Source organism: Paraburkholderia rhynchosiae (assembly GCF_002879865.1).
GTDB lineage: Bacteria > Pseudomonadota > Gammaproteobacteria > Burkholderiales > Burkholderiaceae > Paraburkholderia > Paraburkholderia rhynchosiae.
Genome location: NZ_PNXY01000019.1, coordinates 80,129 through 94,343, shown reverse-complemented (window position 1 = coordinate 94,343; position 14,215 = coordinate 80,129). Strand labels below are relative to the sequence as shown.

The following is a 14,215-nucleotide window of genomic DNA, read 5'->3' as shown; positions in this document are numbered from 1 at the left end:
CATGTGCGGCTCAGGTGCGACCACCGGTAATAAGATGATGGGCGTTTAGCCCATTTTTTTTTGCCGCTCAGTTCATCGTGGTTCGTCATCTCGGGTAGCACGAACGTGCGCCGGCCAGGCGCGCGGCCCGCATTGGTTGTTTGCAGAACAAGCGGCAGGCTCGCTGCGCGAACATCTAAGAGGGCACTGTGCAACTGACGGAACTGATTGAAACCACGGTCGTGGGACTCGGCTACGAGCTCGTCGATCTCGAGCGCACCGGGCGCGGCATGCTGTGTATTTATATCGACCAGCCGGCCGGCATCGCGATCGAAGACTGCGAGAAAGTCACGCGTCAGCTCCAGCACGTACTGACGGTCGAAAATATCGAATATGAGCGACTGGAAGTATCGTCGCCGGGGCTCGACCGTCCGCTGAAAAAACTGGCGGATTTTGAACGCTTCGCAGGCAGCGAGGTGGTAATCACATTGAAAAAGCCATTGGACGGACGGAAATCGTACCGGGGTATTTTGCATGCTCCGCAAGGCGAGACCATCGGTCTGGAATTTGAAGGGAAGGAAGGCGCCGCGATGCTCGATTTCACGCTCGCGGACATGGACAAAGCACGCCTCGTTCCGAAAGTTGACTTTAGGAGCCGCAAACAATGAGTCGCGAAGTGTTGATGCTGGTGGATGCGCTGGCACGCGAGAAGAACGTCGATAAAGACGTGGTATTTGCCGCGCTCGAAGCGGCTCTCGCTTCGGCCTCCAAGAAACTCTTCGAAGAAGACGCGGATATTCGCGTTCATATCGACCGTGAAAGCGGCGAGCACGAAACGTTTCGCCGCTGGAAAGTGGTGCCGGACGAAGCCGGCCTCCAGGAGCCGGATCAGGAGATCCTGCAGTTCGAGGCACGTGAGCAGAAGCCGGACATCCAGATCGACGAATTCATTGAAGAACCGGTGCCGTCCATCGAATTCGGCCGTATCGGCGCGCAGGCCGCCAAGCAGGTGATTCTGCAGAAGGTGCGCGACGCCGAGCGCGAGCAGATCCTGAACGACTTCCTCGAGCGCGGCGAGCACATCATGACCGGCTCGGTGAAGCGCCTCGACAAGGGCAACTTCATCGTCGAAACCGGCCGTGTCGAAGCGCTGCTGCGCCGGGATCAGCTGATTCCGAAGGAAAACCTGCGCGTGGGCGACCGCGTGCGCGCCTACATCGCAAAGGTCGATCGCACCGCGCGCGGTCCGCAGATCGAACTGTCGCGTACGGCGCCCGAATTCCTGATGAAGCTGTTCGAGATGGAAGTGCCGGAAATCGAACAGGGCCTGCTGGAAATCAAGGCGGCGGCCCGCGATCCGGGCGTGCGCGCGAAGATCGGCGTGGTCGCTTACGACAAGCGTATTGATCCGATCGGCACCTGCGTCGGCATTCGCGGTTCGCGCGTGCAGGCCGTGCGCAATGAGCTTGGTGGCGAAAACGTCGACATCGTGCTATGGTCGGAGGATCCCGCCCAGTTTGTGATCGGCGCGCTCGCGCCGGCAGCCGTCCAATCGATCGTCGTCGACGAAGAGAAGCATTCGATGGACGTCGTCGTGGACGAAAACGAACTGGCGGTCGCGATCGGCCGCAGCGGCCAGAACGTGCGTCTTGCCAGCGAACTCACCGGCTGGCAGATCAACATCATGACGCCGGACGAATCTGCGCAAAAGCAGAATCAGGAACGCGGTGTTCTGCGTGACCTGTTCATGGCGCGTCTCGATGTCGACGAGGAAGTCGCCGACATCCTGATCGACGAAGGCTTCACGAGCCTCGAAGAGATCGCTTATGTGCCGCTCAACGAGATGCTCGAAATCGAAGCATTCGACGAAGACACCGTCCACGAACTGCGTAACCGCTCGCGCGACGCGTTGTTGACACAGGCCATCGCGAATGAAGAAAAGGTCGAAAATGTAGCGCTCGACCTGAAGAGCCTGGACGGTATGGACGCCGACCTGCTCGCGAAGCTGGCCGAACATCAGATCCAGACGCGCGACGAACTCGCCGAGCTGGCTGTGGATGAACTGGTCGAGATGACCGGAATGGAAGAGGATGCCGCTAAGGCGTTGATCATGAAAGCACGTGAACATTGGTTCCAGTGAGAAATGACCATGGCGCACTAAATTGAACGCGGCCGTCAGGCCGCATGACCCGATGCTAACCGCAAGGAATCGGTCCTTGCATTAAGAGGAATGAATGGCGAGTAACAACGTAGCCCAATTTGCCGCGGAACTGAAAATGCCTGCAGGCGTGCTGCTCGAGCAGCTGCAGGCGGCAGGCGTCACAAAAGCGAGCGAAGCCGATGCCTTGTCCGAAACGGACAAGGCGCGTCTGCTCGACCACTTGCGCAAGTCTCACGGCTCGACTGATGCAGACAAGCGCAAGATCACGCTGACGAAACGGCATACGTCGGAGATCAAGCAGTCCGATGCGACGGGCAAAGCTCGCACCATTCAGGTCGAGGTGCGCAAGAAGCGCACTTTCGTCCGCCGCGACGAAACCTCCGCTGAAGGCGGAGATGCATCGAATCATGTGGCCGAGGCCGCCGAGGTCGACGATCTCGAACTCCAGCGCCGTGAAGAGGAAGCTCGTCACGAAGCCGAATTGCTCGAGAAGCAGGCTCAGGAGTTGAAGGCGCGCCAGGAGCAGCTCGAACGCGAAGAGGCTGAACGCCAGGCACGCGAGCAGGCTGCGGAAGCCGAGCGTCGTCGCGCGGAAGAAGACGCGGCGAAGAAGCGCGCAGCGGCTGCGGCCGAGCTGGCAGCTCGCGAGAAGACGCAGACGGCACCGCAAGTCGCCAAGGCTGAAGCGGCACCTGCCAAGGCAGCAGAGCCGGTGGTCGCGAAAGGCACCGAGCAGGACGACGAGCGCGCCGCAGCGGAACGCGCGGCGCAACGCGAAGCCGCGAAGAAGGCGGAAGACGCTGCGCGTCAGGCTGCCGAAAAAGCGCGTGCCGAACAGGAAGAAATCGCCAAGCGCCGTGCGGCGGCCGAAGCCGAAGCGCGCGCGATTCGCGAAATGATGAACACGCCGCGCAAGGCGCAGGTGAAGGCGCCGGAACCGGCACCGAAGCCCGCCGAGCCGGCCAAGGCCGTGGAAGCCAAGGGCACGCTGCACAAGCCGGCGCGTCCGGCTGGCGAGGCTCCGGGGCGTCCCGCAGCCAGGAAGCCGGCTGCCGCGGCTCCGGCGGCCACAACCACGCCGTCCGCTGGCGACAAGAAAAAGCCGGGCGGCAAGGGCGGCTGGCAGGACGACGCAGCCAAGCGCCGCGGTATCAAGACGCGCGGCGATACGAGCGGCGGCGTCGACCGTGGCTGGCGCGGCGGCCCGAAGGGTCGCGGCAAGCATCAGGACCAGAACACCACGTTCCAGGCGCCGACCGAACCGATCGTGCGTGAAGTGCACGTGCCGGAAACCATCACTGTCGCCGATCTGGCGCACAAGATGGCGGTGAAGGCGTCGGAAGTCATCAAGTCGATGATGAAGCTCGGCCAGATGGTCACGATCAACCAGATGCTGGACCAGGAAACGGCGATGATCATCGTCGAGGAACTGGGCCACCACGCGGTTGCGGCCAAGCTGGACGATCCGGAAGCCATGCTGGTCGAAGGCGAAGTGTCGGATGCTGAAGCATTGCCGCGTCCGCCGGTCGTCACGGTCATGGGTCACGTCGACCACGGCAAGACCTCGCTGCTCGACTACATCCGCCGCGCGAAGGTCGCAGCGGGCGAAGCTGGCGGCATTACGCAGCACATCGGCGCTTACCACGTCGAAACGCCGCGCGGCGTGATCACGTTCCTCGACACGCCGGGTCACGAGGCCTTTACGGCCATGCGTGCCCGCGGTGCGAAGGCAACGGACATCGTGATTCTGGTGGTGGCAGCCGACGACGGCGTGATGCCGCAAACGAAGGAAGCGATCGCCCACGCGAAGGCCGGCGGCGTGCCGCTCGTCGTCGCGATCAACAAGATTGACAAGCCGGATGCGAATCCGGACCGTGTGAAGCAGGAACTCGTCGCGGAAGGCGTCGTGCCGGAAGAGTACGGTGGCGATTCACCGTTCGTGTCGGTGTCGGCAAAGACCGGTGCGGGCATCGACGATCTGCTCGAAAACGTGTTGCTGCAGGCCGAAGTGCTGGAACTGAAGGCACCGATCGAAGCGCCGGCCAAGGGTCTCGTTATCGAAGCGAAGCTCGACAAGGGTAAGGGTCCGGTTGCAACGATCCTCGTCCAGTCGGGTACGTTGAACCGCGGCGACGTGGTGCTGGCAGGTAGCGCCTACGGTCGTGTGCGAGCCATGCTCGACGAAACCGGCAAGCCGACCAAGTCCGCTGGCCCGTCGATCCCGGTCGAAATCCAGGGTCTGTCGGAAGTCCCGCAAGCAGGCGAAGAAGTCATCGTCATGCCGGACGACCGTAAGGCACGCGAAGTCGCACTGTTCCGTCAAGGCAAGTTCCGCGACGTCAAGCTGGCCAAGCAGCAGGCCGCGAAGCTCGAGAACATGCTGGAACAGATGGGCGAAGGCGAAGTGGCGTATATGCCGCTCATCGTCAAGGCCGACGTGCAAGGTTCGCAGGAAGCGTTGGTGCAGTCGCTGCTCAAGCTGTCCACCGACGAAGTGCGGGTGCAGATCGTGCACGGCGCCGTGGGCGGGATCAGCGAGTCCGACGTCAACCTGGCAACGGCTTCGAAAGCGGTCATCATCGGCTTCAACACCCGCGCGGACGCACAGGCTCGCAAGCTGGCGGAAGCCAACGGCGTGGATATTCGCTACTACAACATCATCTACGACGCAGTGGATGAGGTGAAGGCCGCGATGTCCGGCATGCTGGCTCCGGAGAAGCGCGAAGTCGTGACGGGTACGGTCGAAGTGCGTCAGGTCTTCAAGGTGCCGAAGATCGGCGCGGTGGCCGGCTGTATGGTCACGGACGGTTTCGTCAAGCGCTCGTCGTCGGTGCGCGTGCTGCGCAACAACGTCGTCATCTTCACGGGCGAGCTCGATTCGCTCAAGCGCTTCAAGGACGATGTGAAGGAAGTCCGTCAGGGCTTCGAGTGCGGTATGTCGATCAAGAACTTCAACGACATCGTCGAAGGCGATCAGTTCGAAGTCTTCGAGGTCACCGAGGTCGCGCGTACGTTGTAATTCACGCGGCACGGCTTTAGGGGCGGAGCGGGCATCAACGCCCGCTCCGCCCGTTGTTTTTGGGGCCTGCCGTTTCGCGCCCTTGCGGCCGTTGCGCCGCGCGGATGCCGCGATTTTTCGAACCTCGCGGCCGCGAACCATTTTTTGCATCCGTCAGAACGGATCACACAACACCATGCCAAAAAAACGTTCTTCACCCAATCGCAATGTGCAGATCGCCGATCAGATCCAGCGCGATCTGTCGGAGCTGCTACGCGAGGTCAAGGATCCGCGCATCGGCATCGTCACGATTCAGAGCGTCGAGCTGACGCCGGACTACGCGCACGCGAAGGTCTATTTCACGACCTTGACCGGCGACCCGCAGCAGACGCTCGCGGCGCTCACGCATGCGGCCGGCCATCTGCATAATCAGTTGTTCAAGCGCCTGCATATTCATACGGTGCCGACGCTGCATTTCCATTACGACCAGACGATCGAGCGCGCCGTCGAGATGTCCCGTCTGATCGACGAGGCGAACGCCAATCGCGCGAAAGAAGACTGAGCGCGGCATGAGCCGCGCGGCGCGCTGCAACGGCCGAGTCGCCGCGCGCCTGATGCTGTTTCGGTTTCCATAGAAAACTCGTCTTCCGACATGACCGCACCTCAACGCCCCCGCGTGCCGCGTCGCGCGCTCGACGGCGTGCTGCTGCTCGACAAGCCGCTCGGCCTGTCGAGCAACGACGCACTGATCCGCGCCAAACGTCTCTATCTGGCGAAAAAGGCGGGCCATACTGGCACGCTCGATCCGCTGGCTACCGGCTTGCTGCCGCTATGTTTTGGCGAAGCCACCAAGTTTTCGCAAGATCTGCTCGAAGCGGACAAGACCTACGAGGCCACCATGCGCCTCGGCATTCGCACGACCACGGGTGACGCCGAGGGCGAGCCGATCGACACGCGCGACGTGACGTGCGACGAAGCCGCGGTCCTTGCCATGCTGCCGAAGTTTTTGGGCGAGATCGTTCAGGTGCCGCCCATGTATTCGGCGCTCAAGCGCGACGGCAAGCCGCTCTACGAATACGCGCGAGCAGGCCAGACAGTGGAGCGCGAAGGGCGTCAGGTGACGATCCACGCGCTCGAATTGCTCGCTTGTGCGCTGCCCAATGTCACGTTTCGCGTCACGTGCAGCAAGGGCACGTATGTGCGGACGCTGGCGGAGGACATCGGCGAGGCGTTGGGCTGCGGCGCGCATCTCGTTGCCTTGCGGCGCACCGGCGTGGGCGCGTTGACGCTCGAGCATGCCGTGACGCTCGACGCGCTGTCGGATGCAACGGAAAGCGAGCGCGACGCATGGTTGCAACCGGTCGACGCTTTGCTGTCGACATTTCCCGCCATATATCTCGACGAAGATGCGACGCGCCGCTTTCTGCACGGTCAGCGGTTGAAGCTTTCGGAGTTGAGCCTGAGCAGTGAAGCGACGAATGCGCCCCGCGTGAGGGTCTACGCAGCGCAAGGTCGCCTGCTTGGCGTCGCAAAGCAGGGGGAGGGCGTGCTCGCGCCCGAACGTCTGATCATGACAGCGGCGGACTAGTCGCGCTCACACAGCGCGAAGCCACATCGGACAGCAAACAGCAAACAGCAAACCGCCACGCAACGCAGCCAGGCGTATCGCGCCGCTGCAATGAGAAAGGGGGGACCGCTATCGAGCGGTTGCCCCCTTTTATGTCAGGCGAGTTCACTTAACGTATTTTCGGAATTCCGGTTTCCGCTTTTCACGAAACGCATTACCGCCTTCCTTCGACTCATCCGTTTCGTAGTAGAGCGCGAGCGCTTGCATCGCGAATGCCCCAATGCCCCGGATATTTTCGCTATCCACGTTGAACGAACGTTTGGCGAGCGCGATCGCGGTCGGGCTCATCTGCAGGATCTCGTCACACCACTTCTTCGTCTCGGCGTCCAACTGGTCGGCCGGAACCGCAGCGTTGATCAAGCCCCACTCGAGCGCTTCTTTTGCGGTGTATTTACGGCACAGATACCAGATCTCCCGGGCACGTTTTTCGCCGATGATGCGAGCAAGATACGCCGTGCCGAAACCCGGATCGACCGAGCCGACTTTGGGGCCGACCTGGCCAAACAGCGCTGTCTCCGAAGCGATGGCGAGGTCGCAGATCGTGACGAGCACGTTGCCGCCACCGATCGCGTAGCCGTTCACCCGAGCGATGACCGGTTTAGGAATGTCGCGAATCACGCTCTGCAGCTCTTCGATCGGCAGCCCCACGGTGCCGCGGCCACCATAGCCGTCGCCTGACTGATCGCCGCCGGTGCAGAAAGCCTTTTCGCCGGCACCCGTCAGCACGACGACGCCAATGTCCTTATTCCAGCCAGCCTTGCTGAATGCCTTGATCAGTTCTTCGCAGGTGTTCGCGTTGAATGCGTTGTACACCTTCGGGCGATTGATCGTGATCGTCGCGACCCCGTCGGCTTCGCTATAAAGAATGTCCTGAAATTCCATGGATATATTCCAGTTGAAGATTGAATGAGCGCAACGGGCGTTAGCCTGCCATCGTGAGGCCGCCCGAGATGCTGATGACTTGACCGGTGATGAACGCGGCGTCGTCGCTCGCCAGGAACGCCACTGTGCCGGCAATGTCGTCCGGTTCGCCCATGCGCCCGAACGGCACAGCCTTGACCAGCGCGGCCTTGATGCGATCGCCTTTTTCGCCTTGGGCCAAGTTGTCCAGCAAGGCTGTAGCAGTGGGACCGGGGCAGACCACGTTGATGGGAATCTGCTGCCGCGCCATTTCACGCGCCATGGTCTTCGAGAACGCGATGATGCCGCCCTTGCAGAACGAGTACACCGCTTCCATCGACGAACCGACGCGGCCCGCATCCGACGAAATGTTCACCACTTTTCCGCGCCCACGTTCGGCCATCCGCTTCAGCACCGCGTGATGCATGTTCAACGGACCGTACAGGTTGATGGCAACCACTTTGTCCCAAAACGGTTTCTCCGTTTGGAGGAAAAAGGCGCCCATGTCCCAGCCCGCGTTGTTGACGAGCATCTCGATTGGACCCAGCTCTTCCTCTACTTGCGCGACTGCTTTGTTCACGCCTTCGTGATCCGTGATGTCGACGCGATAGGCGCGAGCTTTGCCGCCCGCGGCTTCAATTTCTGCCACCACGCGGGCAGCATTTTCTGTATTCAGGTCGAATAGCGCGACGGTCGAGCCTTCTTCGCCGAAACGTTTGCTGATCGCCGTGCCGATGCCGCCCGCAGCTCCGGTAACGACCACGACCTTATTCTTGAGTCCTTTCATTTTTGGATTCCTCGCATGATGTAGTGGGGCGCCGGGACGCCCGTCAAGCTTTGGCGACTGGTTCTGCGGCCGCCATTGTCTGGGCCGACGCGTGGCCGCTCAGCCGGGCTGCCTCTTTTTCTGTGTATCCGGCCTCGATGAGCACTTCGATGCTGTGCTCGCCGAGGTTAGGCGGCAGATACCGGACATTGCCTGGCGACTCCGAGAAGTGCACCGGAATGGACGTCATGACCATGCCCCCTTCGGTCGGATGCTGGTAGTGCTGGAAGAAGCCGGTTTCCTTTATGTAGTTGTCCTGCATCAGGTCGTTCAACTCGCGGACCGGACCGTGCGGAACGTCGGCGGCTGCGAAAATGGCGTTCCACTCGGCCGTGGTTCGGGTCTTGATCGCTTCGCTCACGATGCGGTACAGCTCGTTGATGTTGCGCATGCGGTCGGCAATGTGGCAAAAGCGCGAGTCTTCGAGCAGATGGGCCGCATCGATCGCGCATAACACGCGCCGCCATTGTTCGTTGTTGACCGCGAGCAAACAGACGTGGCCGTCCTTCGTCGCATAGGGGCGGCGGTGGGGCGAAAACATCCGTGTGTAACCGAGCCCTGTTCCGTCCGATGAGCCAAGCGCGCCTTCCCACAAATGTTCGAAGAGGTTGAACTGAAGCATCGTTTCGAACATCGGCACCTGTACGCACTGGCCGACCCCGGTGCGCTCGCGGTGATAGAGCGCCATGCTCACAGAGGAGGCGAGTACGTATCCACAGAACTTGTCGACGATGACCGTCGGAAAATAGCGGGGTGAGCCGTCGGCATCGCGATTCATCGCGGCAATCCCGGTCTCGCCCTGGATCACGTCGTCGAAGGCCGGCCGATCCTTGTAGGGGCCGTCCGGACGATAGCCGGGGCCCGATGCGTAAATGATGCGGGGATTGCGGGCCTTGACACTCTCGTAGTCGATGCCCAGACGCCGTGCCGCGCTGGGGCGCATGCTGTGAACGAAGACATCTGCGGTTTCCACCAGCCGAAGAACGGCTTCGCGGCATTCGGCCAGTTTCAGGTTCAGCGACACGCTCCGTTTGTTGCGGTTCATGATCGTATAAAACACCGCCATGTCGGGGTTGCGACCGGGGCCGTTCTTGCGGTTCTGGTCACCTTCGGGCGGCTCGATCTTGATGACGTCCGCGCCCATGTCGCCCAGAAGTTGCGTGGCGACGGGGCCCAGCACATTGATGGTCAGGTCGATCACGCGCACACCGGTCAGCGGCCCGGTTGGCTGATGCAGAGGTTGCTGTGGGGTGTGCATGGTCACGCCTTGTAGTTTTTTCCTTTGACCAGCCGCAACGGCGTGTACACCATGACTTCCGAGCCGTCCTGCTTGATCACGCGGTTGCGCGTGCGCACAAGTCCGAGGCCAGGACGACCGTTGCTGGGGCGGCATTCGATGACTTCACATTCGACATGGATGGTGTCCCCCACAAAGGTCGGACCTTTGATGTCGAGTTCCATGTTCAAAAAAGCGAAGCCGACGCCTTGCATCGTTGCCTGGGTCAGCAGCCCTTCCATGAAGGTGAATACCAGGGCACCCGGTGCGACCCGTCCTTTGATCGCGGACGTCTCCTTCAGAAACTCGGTGTTAGTGAACAGCACTTCGAGCATGCCGGTCACCGAGACGAAATTGACGACATCCGCCTCCGTGACAGTACGTCCGACTGTCTTGAACTTGCGGCCGACGGGCAGGTCTTCCCAATGAACGCCCAGGCCGACTGTTTCGATCTCTTCCATATTTGTTCTCTCTCCTGTTGTCACGCGTCTGTATGTCGGGCACGGGGCTCAGTCTTCTTGACACGTCCGAAGACGCTGTCGGCGACGATGTTTCGCTGGATCTGGTTCGTTCCTTCGATGATCTGAACCACCTTGGCATCGCGGAAATAGCGGTTGATCGGATATTCGTTCGAGATACCCGCAGCGCCGAACAGCTGCACTGCGTCGGTAGCCACTTTCATCGCGACGTCCGAGGCGAACATCTTCGCCATCGCAGCCATCGGGGCGAGTTCGCGTCCTGTCGCGCCGGAGTCGACGAGCGACGCCGTGCGGTAGACGAGCTGACGCGCGGCCTCGGTCTGCGTGATCATGTCGGCCACCATCCAGCGCACACCTTGAAAATTGCTAATCGTCTGCCCAAAGGCGACGCGGTCCTGAATGAAGCGGATGGTGTGGTCGATCGCGCCCTGGGCGATGCCGACAGCGCGTGCGGCCACGATCGGGCGGCTCGTATTGAGCGCTTCCATCGCGACTTTGAATCCCTGTCCGCCTTCGGGGCCAAGCCGGTTATCGGCGTTGACAAACGCATCGTCGAAAAAAAGCGGGCAGGAAGCCACGCCGCGCGCGCCCATCTTGTCTTCTTCCCGGCCGATCGTGAGCCCCGGCGTTTCACGGTCTACAACGAAGAGGTTGATGCCGAGATGGTTGCCTTCTTCGTCAAGCGTCTTGGCGGCGACCAGCAGAAAGTCGGCAATGTGTGAATTCGTGCACCAGATCTTCGAGCCATTCAACACGTAACCGTCCCCGCGACGGCGCGCGGTAGTGCGAATTCCCGACACGTCCGAGCCGCTTTGCGATTCCGTGATGGAAAGCGCGCCGCGCAAGTCGCCTGACGCAAGCCCTGGCAACAGCCGGGCCTTCTGCTCTTCGGTGCCGCCCGCCAGAATCGCGCCGAAGGGCGTCCATTGCACGACCAGCAGGTAACCCGTGTTGTAGCAAACGCGCCCCAATTCCTCGACTGCGATACAGGCGGACATCACGCTGCCGGCGCCGCCATAGGCTTCCGGGAAAGGAAGCGTGAAAAGACCCAGTTCCTTAAGCAACGCGTACATATCGTGCGGATATTCGGCGGTCCGATCGATCTCGTCCGCCCGAGGCGCCACTCTTTCCATTGCGACGCGCCTTACCAGGTCGCGGATCTGGATTTGATCGTCTGTCAGTTGATAGGTCACGTTGAAAGTCTCTTGCCAATGATGCGGGCCTAAACCGCCCTCGAAAGTTGCGTGCTTCATAAACATGAACACTGTTCGATAAAGTAAACGATGCATTTGGGCTCGTCAAGGGTGACGTCGGACGAACGGGGGTTTGCCCGTAGTGCACCTCGCGCACTGTTCAGATGTAGTGAGAGCCTTACCGGGCGGCGCATGAGTCCAATTCACCGCGGTTGACACGCGATCTGTCGCGTGTTTAGAATGTGGAACGATGTTCGGTTATTTGATTGTTCCGGATCGAAAACAAGCGCGACGGACGGGTCGGGTGCCGAGACCCGCAGGGCAGTGCATTGGGAGGAGCGGAAAATGGAGTCTGTTTGTCCTGAAGTCGACTATCAGAGGTTTCTGGCCGAAGGCCGTTTGATGATCCAGCGCAGCCGCGGCAGCGGCCGGCACGTGTTTTATCCGCGCGTGGCCGAGCCGGTTACCGGCGCGCGCGATCTCGAGTGGGTCGAGGCGTGTGGCAAAGGGACGGTTTATTCCACGACCGTGGTGAGGCAGAAGGCACCCACGCCGAGCTACAACGTGGCGTTGATCGACCTCGACGAAGGCGTGAGGATGATCAGCTGTGTCGAGGGCATCGAGCCGGACGCGGTGCGCATCGGCATGCCCGTGCAGGCGAGGATCGTATTCAGGAACGACGCCCCGTTGCTCGTGTTCGAGCCAGCCTGACGCCAGCTAACCGGCAGCTAACCGACAGCTAACCGGCAGCATGCGCGCAAGGCATCTGCTGCACCGATAAGAGACATCGCATGGAATTCAACTTACGTGGGCGTACCGCGCTGGTGTCCGGCGCGACATACGGAATCGGCGAAGCGCCCGGCATGTCGTCGCTGGATCTCGCCGCGCGCGCATCGGTCGACGCACTCGCACAGATCGGGCTGTCACCAGCCAATGTCGACGGCCTGTTCGTCTGCACGCCGGACGACATGTTGTCCGGCTTGACATTCGCTGAGTACCTCGGCATTCATCCGAAGTTCACGGACAACAACCGCAGCGGCGGCTCGGCGTTCGAGGTCTATGCGCATACCGCGGCGATGGCGCTGGTCACGGGCCAGATCGACGTCGCGCTAATTGCTTATGGCAGCAACCAGCGCAGTGCATCCGGCAAACTGGTGCAGTCGTCGCGCCCGTCTCCGTGGGAAAGCCCTTACAAGCCGATGAATCCCGTGTCGTCGTATGCGTTTGCCGCTGCGAGGCATATGCATCAGTATGGAACGACACGCCGCGATCTCGCCGAAGTCGCGGTAGCGGCCCGCAAATGGGCCCAACTCAATCCGCAAGCGTACGTGCGCACGCCGCTAACTATCGAAGACGTTCTCGGCGCGCGCCTGGTATCCGATCCGCTATCCGTGCGCGACTGTTGTCTCGTGACCGATGGCGCGGCGGCCGTTGTGATGGTGCGCGCGGATCGCGCTCGCGATCTGACGGACAAGCCGGTCTACCTGCTCGGTGCAGCATCGGCCACGTCGCATCGGGAGATCGCGAACATGCCCGATCTTACTGTGACCGCCGCAAAGGAATCAGGGCGGCGCGCCTACGAGATGGCCGGCGTCAGTGCGAGCGACATCGACGTTGCAATGCTGTACGACGCGTTCACGATCAACACGATCCTGTTCCTGGAAGATCTTGGTTTTTGCCCGAAGGGCGAGGGCGGCCGCTTTGTGTCCGACGGCGGGATTGCGCCGGGAGGCCGTCTTGCCGTCAACACCAATGGCGGCGGCTTGTCCTGCGTGCATCCGGGCATGTACGGATTGTTCCTGATGGAGGAAGCGATGCGCCAGCTCACGGGACGCGCGGGTGAACGGCAGGTTCCTCGCGCGCGGCTAGCCGTCGCGCATGGCAATGGCGGCGTCTTGTCGAGTCAGGCAACCGTCATTCTCGGCACCCAGGAGACGTTGTGACGTGTGCCAGCCGGTCAACAGGAGATAGACAGATGGGCGAAGAGACGACCGCCGACGCGACACAGATCGTGCAGGTCCAGCATGAAGGCGCGACCGCAATCGTCACGCTGAATTATCCCGAGCGGCGCAACGCGTTTTCGCTGAAGATGCGCGAAACCTTGTATGCGCGTCTGCACCACCTGATGCATCACGACGACGCTTGCCGGGCAATCGTACTGACGGGCGCGGGCAACACCTTCTGCGCGGGTGGCGATATCTCCGAGATGAAGCCGCGCAAGGTGCTCGAGTATCGCGAGCGCAATCAGTTGCCGCTGGAAATTTTCAAGCTGATGGTGTCCGGGCCCAAGGCCGTCGTTGCGGCCGTCGAAGGCTTCGCGCTTGGCGCGGGTCTTTCGCTTGCTGCCGCGTGCGACATCGTGATCACTTCATCCACGGCGCGCTACGCCAGTGCCTTCGTCAAAGTGGGATTGATGCCGGATACCGGACTCTACTGGAGTCTGGCGCAACGCGTGGGCGGCGGACGGGCGCGTGAGTTGATGCTGAGCGCACGAGAATTCAACGGAATTGAAGCGTTGCAGATGGGCTTTGCCAATCAGGTCGTCGAACCGGGGCAAACGCTGGCTGCAGCACTGGAAATCGCCGTCCAATATGCGGCGTTGCCGGCGGTCGCCATGGCGCATCTAAAAGCGGCGCTGGCCACAGGCATTCGTACGCTCGACGAGGCAATCGAAACGGAAGTCAATCTGCAGCCCATCTTGCGCCGTAGCCTCGAACACCAGGAGGCGGTCAGCGCCTTCATGGAAAAGCGCAAACCAGTATTCGTGGCTGACTAG

The 14,215-nt window shown here is 61.4% G+C and carries 13 protein-coding genes; 8 read left to right on the top strand and 5 right to left on the bottom strand.

Going from position 1 to position 14,215, the window contains the following annotated elements:
- Nucleotides 1–188: 188 nt before the first annotated feature.
- From rimP to truB, 5 genes are all read left to right on the top strand, one after another.
- Nucleotides 189–647: a ribosome maturation factor RimP gene (gene rimP / locus C0Z16_RS24205; protein WP_102634599.1), complete on the top strand. Its 459-nt coding sequence runs from the start codon at nucleotides 189–191 to the stop codon at nucleotides 645–647.
- Nucleotides 644–2,119 (top strand): transcription termination factor NusA, encoded by a 1,476-nt coding sequence (gene nusA, locus C0Z16_RS24200; protein WP_102634598.1) that lies wholly within the window; start codon nucleotides 644–646, stop codon nucleotides 2,117–2,119. The genes rimP and nusA overlap by 4 nt, the downstream gene beginning before the upstream one ends.
- A 94-nt stretch (nucleotides 2,120–2,213) precedes the next feature.
- The gene (gene infB, locus C0Z16_RS24195) at nucleotides 2,214–5,159 is read left to right on the top strand and encodes a translation initiation factor IF-2 (protein WP_102634597.1); all 2,946 of its coding nucleotides are present in this window, start codon (nucleotides 2,214–2,216) and stop codon (nucleotides 5,157–5,159) included.
- Nucleotides 5,160–5,334: 175 nt separating this feature from the next.
- Nucleotides 5,335–5,700 carry a 30S ribosome-binding factor RbfA gene (gene rbfA, locus C0Z16_RS24190; RefSeq protein ID WP_102634596.1) on the top strand — a complete coding sequence of 122 codons (366 nt, stop codon included), beginning with the start codon at nucleotides 5,335–5,337 and terminating at the stop codon, nucleotides 5,698–5,700.
- Nucleotides 5,701–5,790: 90 nt separating this feature from the next.
- Complete coding sequence (truB, locus tag C0Z16_RS24185) at nucleotides 5,791–6,726, top strand: tRNA pseudouridine(55) synthase TruB (RefSeq protein ID WP_102634595.1); 936 nt, start codon at nucleotides 5,791–5,793, stop codon at nucleotides 6,724–6,726.
- 144 nt (nucleotides 6,727–6,870) lie between these two features.
- Here truB and C0Z16_RS24180 read toward each other — a convergent pair whose 3' ends face one another.
- From C0Z16_RS24180 to C0Z16_RS24160, 5 genes are read right to left on the bottom strand one after another with little or no spacing between them, the layout of a single operon-like run.
- Nucleotides 6,871–7,647: an enoyl-CoA hydratase-related protein gene (locus C0Z16_RS24180; protein ID WP_102634594.1), complete on the bottom strand. Its 777-nt coding sequence runs from the start codon at nucleotides 7,645–7,647 to the stop codon at nucleotides 6,871–6,873.
- A 40-nt stretch (nucleotides 7,648–7,687) separates the two neighbouring features.
- Nucleotides 7,688–8,452, bottom strand: a complete 765-nt coding sequence (locus tag C0Z16_RS24175) for a glucose 1-dehydrogenase (RefSeq protein WP_102634593.1) — start codon at nucleotides 8,450–8,452, stop codon at nucleotides 7,688–7,690.
- Nucleotides 8,453–8,495: 43 nt separating this feature from the next.
- Entirely contained in the window at nucleotides 8,496–9,749 is a 1,254-nt protein-coding gene (locus C0Z16_RS24170; RefSeq protein ID WP_102634592.1) for a CaiB/BaiF CoA transferase family protein, read from the bottom strand.
- Between the two features lie 2 nt (nucleotides 9,750–9,751).
- On the bottom strand, nucleotides 9,752–10,228 hold the full coding sequence (locus tag C0Z16_RS24165; RefSeq protein WP_102634591.1) for a MaoC family dehydratase: 477 nt from the start codon (nucleotides 10,226–10,228) through the stop codon (nucleotides 9,752–9,754).
- 20 nt (nucleotides 10,229–10,248) lie between these two features.
- Entirely contained in the window at nucleotides 10,249–11,439 is a 1,191-nt protein-coding gene (locus C0Z16_RS24160) for an acyl-CoA dehydrogenase family protein (RefSeq protein WP_102634649.1), read from the bottom strand.
- A 345-nt stretch (nucleotides 11,440–11,784) separates the two neighbouring features.
- Here C0Z16_RS24160 and C0Z16_RS24155 point away from each other — a divergent pair, with 345 nt between their 5' ends.
- From C0Z16_RS24155 to C0Z16_RS24145, 3 genes are all read left to right on the top strand, one after another.
- The gene (locus tag C0Z16_RS24155) at nucleotides 11,785–12,150 is read left to right on the top strand and encodes a Zn-ribbon domain-containing OB-fold protein (protein WP_102634590.1); all 366 of its coding nucleotides are present in this window, start codon (nucleotides 11,785–11,787) and stop codon (nucleotides 12,148–12,150) included.
- A gap of 80 nt (nucleotides 12,151–12,230) precedes the next feature.
- On the top strand, nucleotides 12,231–13,382 hold the full coding sequence (locus tag C0Z16_RS24150; protein WP_102634589.1) for a thiolase: 1,152 nt from the start codon (nucleotides 12,231–12,233) through the stop codon (nucleotides 13,380–13,382).
- 32 nt (nucleotides 13,383–13,414) lie between these two features.
- Nucleotides 13,415–14,215 (top strand): enoyl-CoA hydratase/isomerase family protein, encoded by an 801-nt coding sequence (locus C0Z16_RS24145; RefSeq protein WP_102634588.1) that lies wholly within the window; start codon nucleotides 13,415–13,417, stop codon nucleotides 14,213–14,215.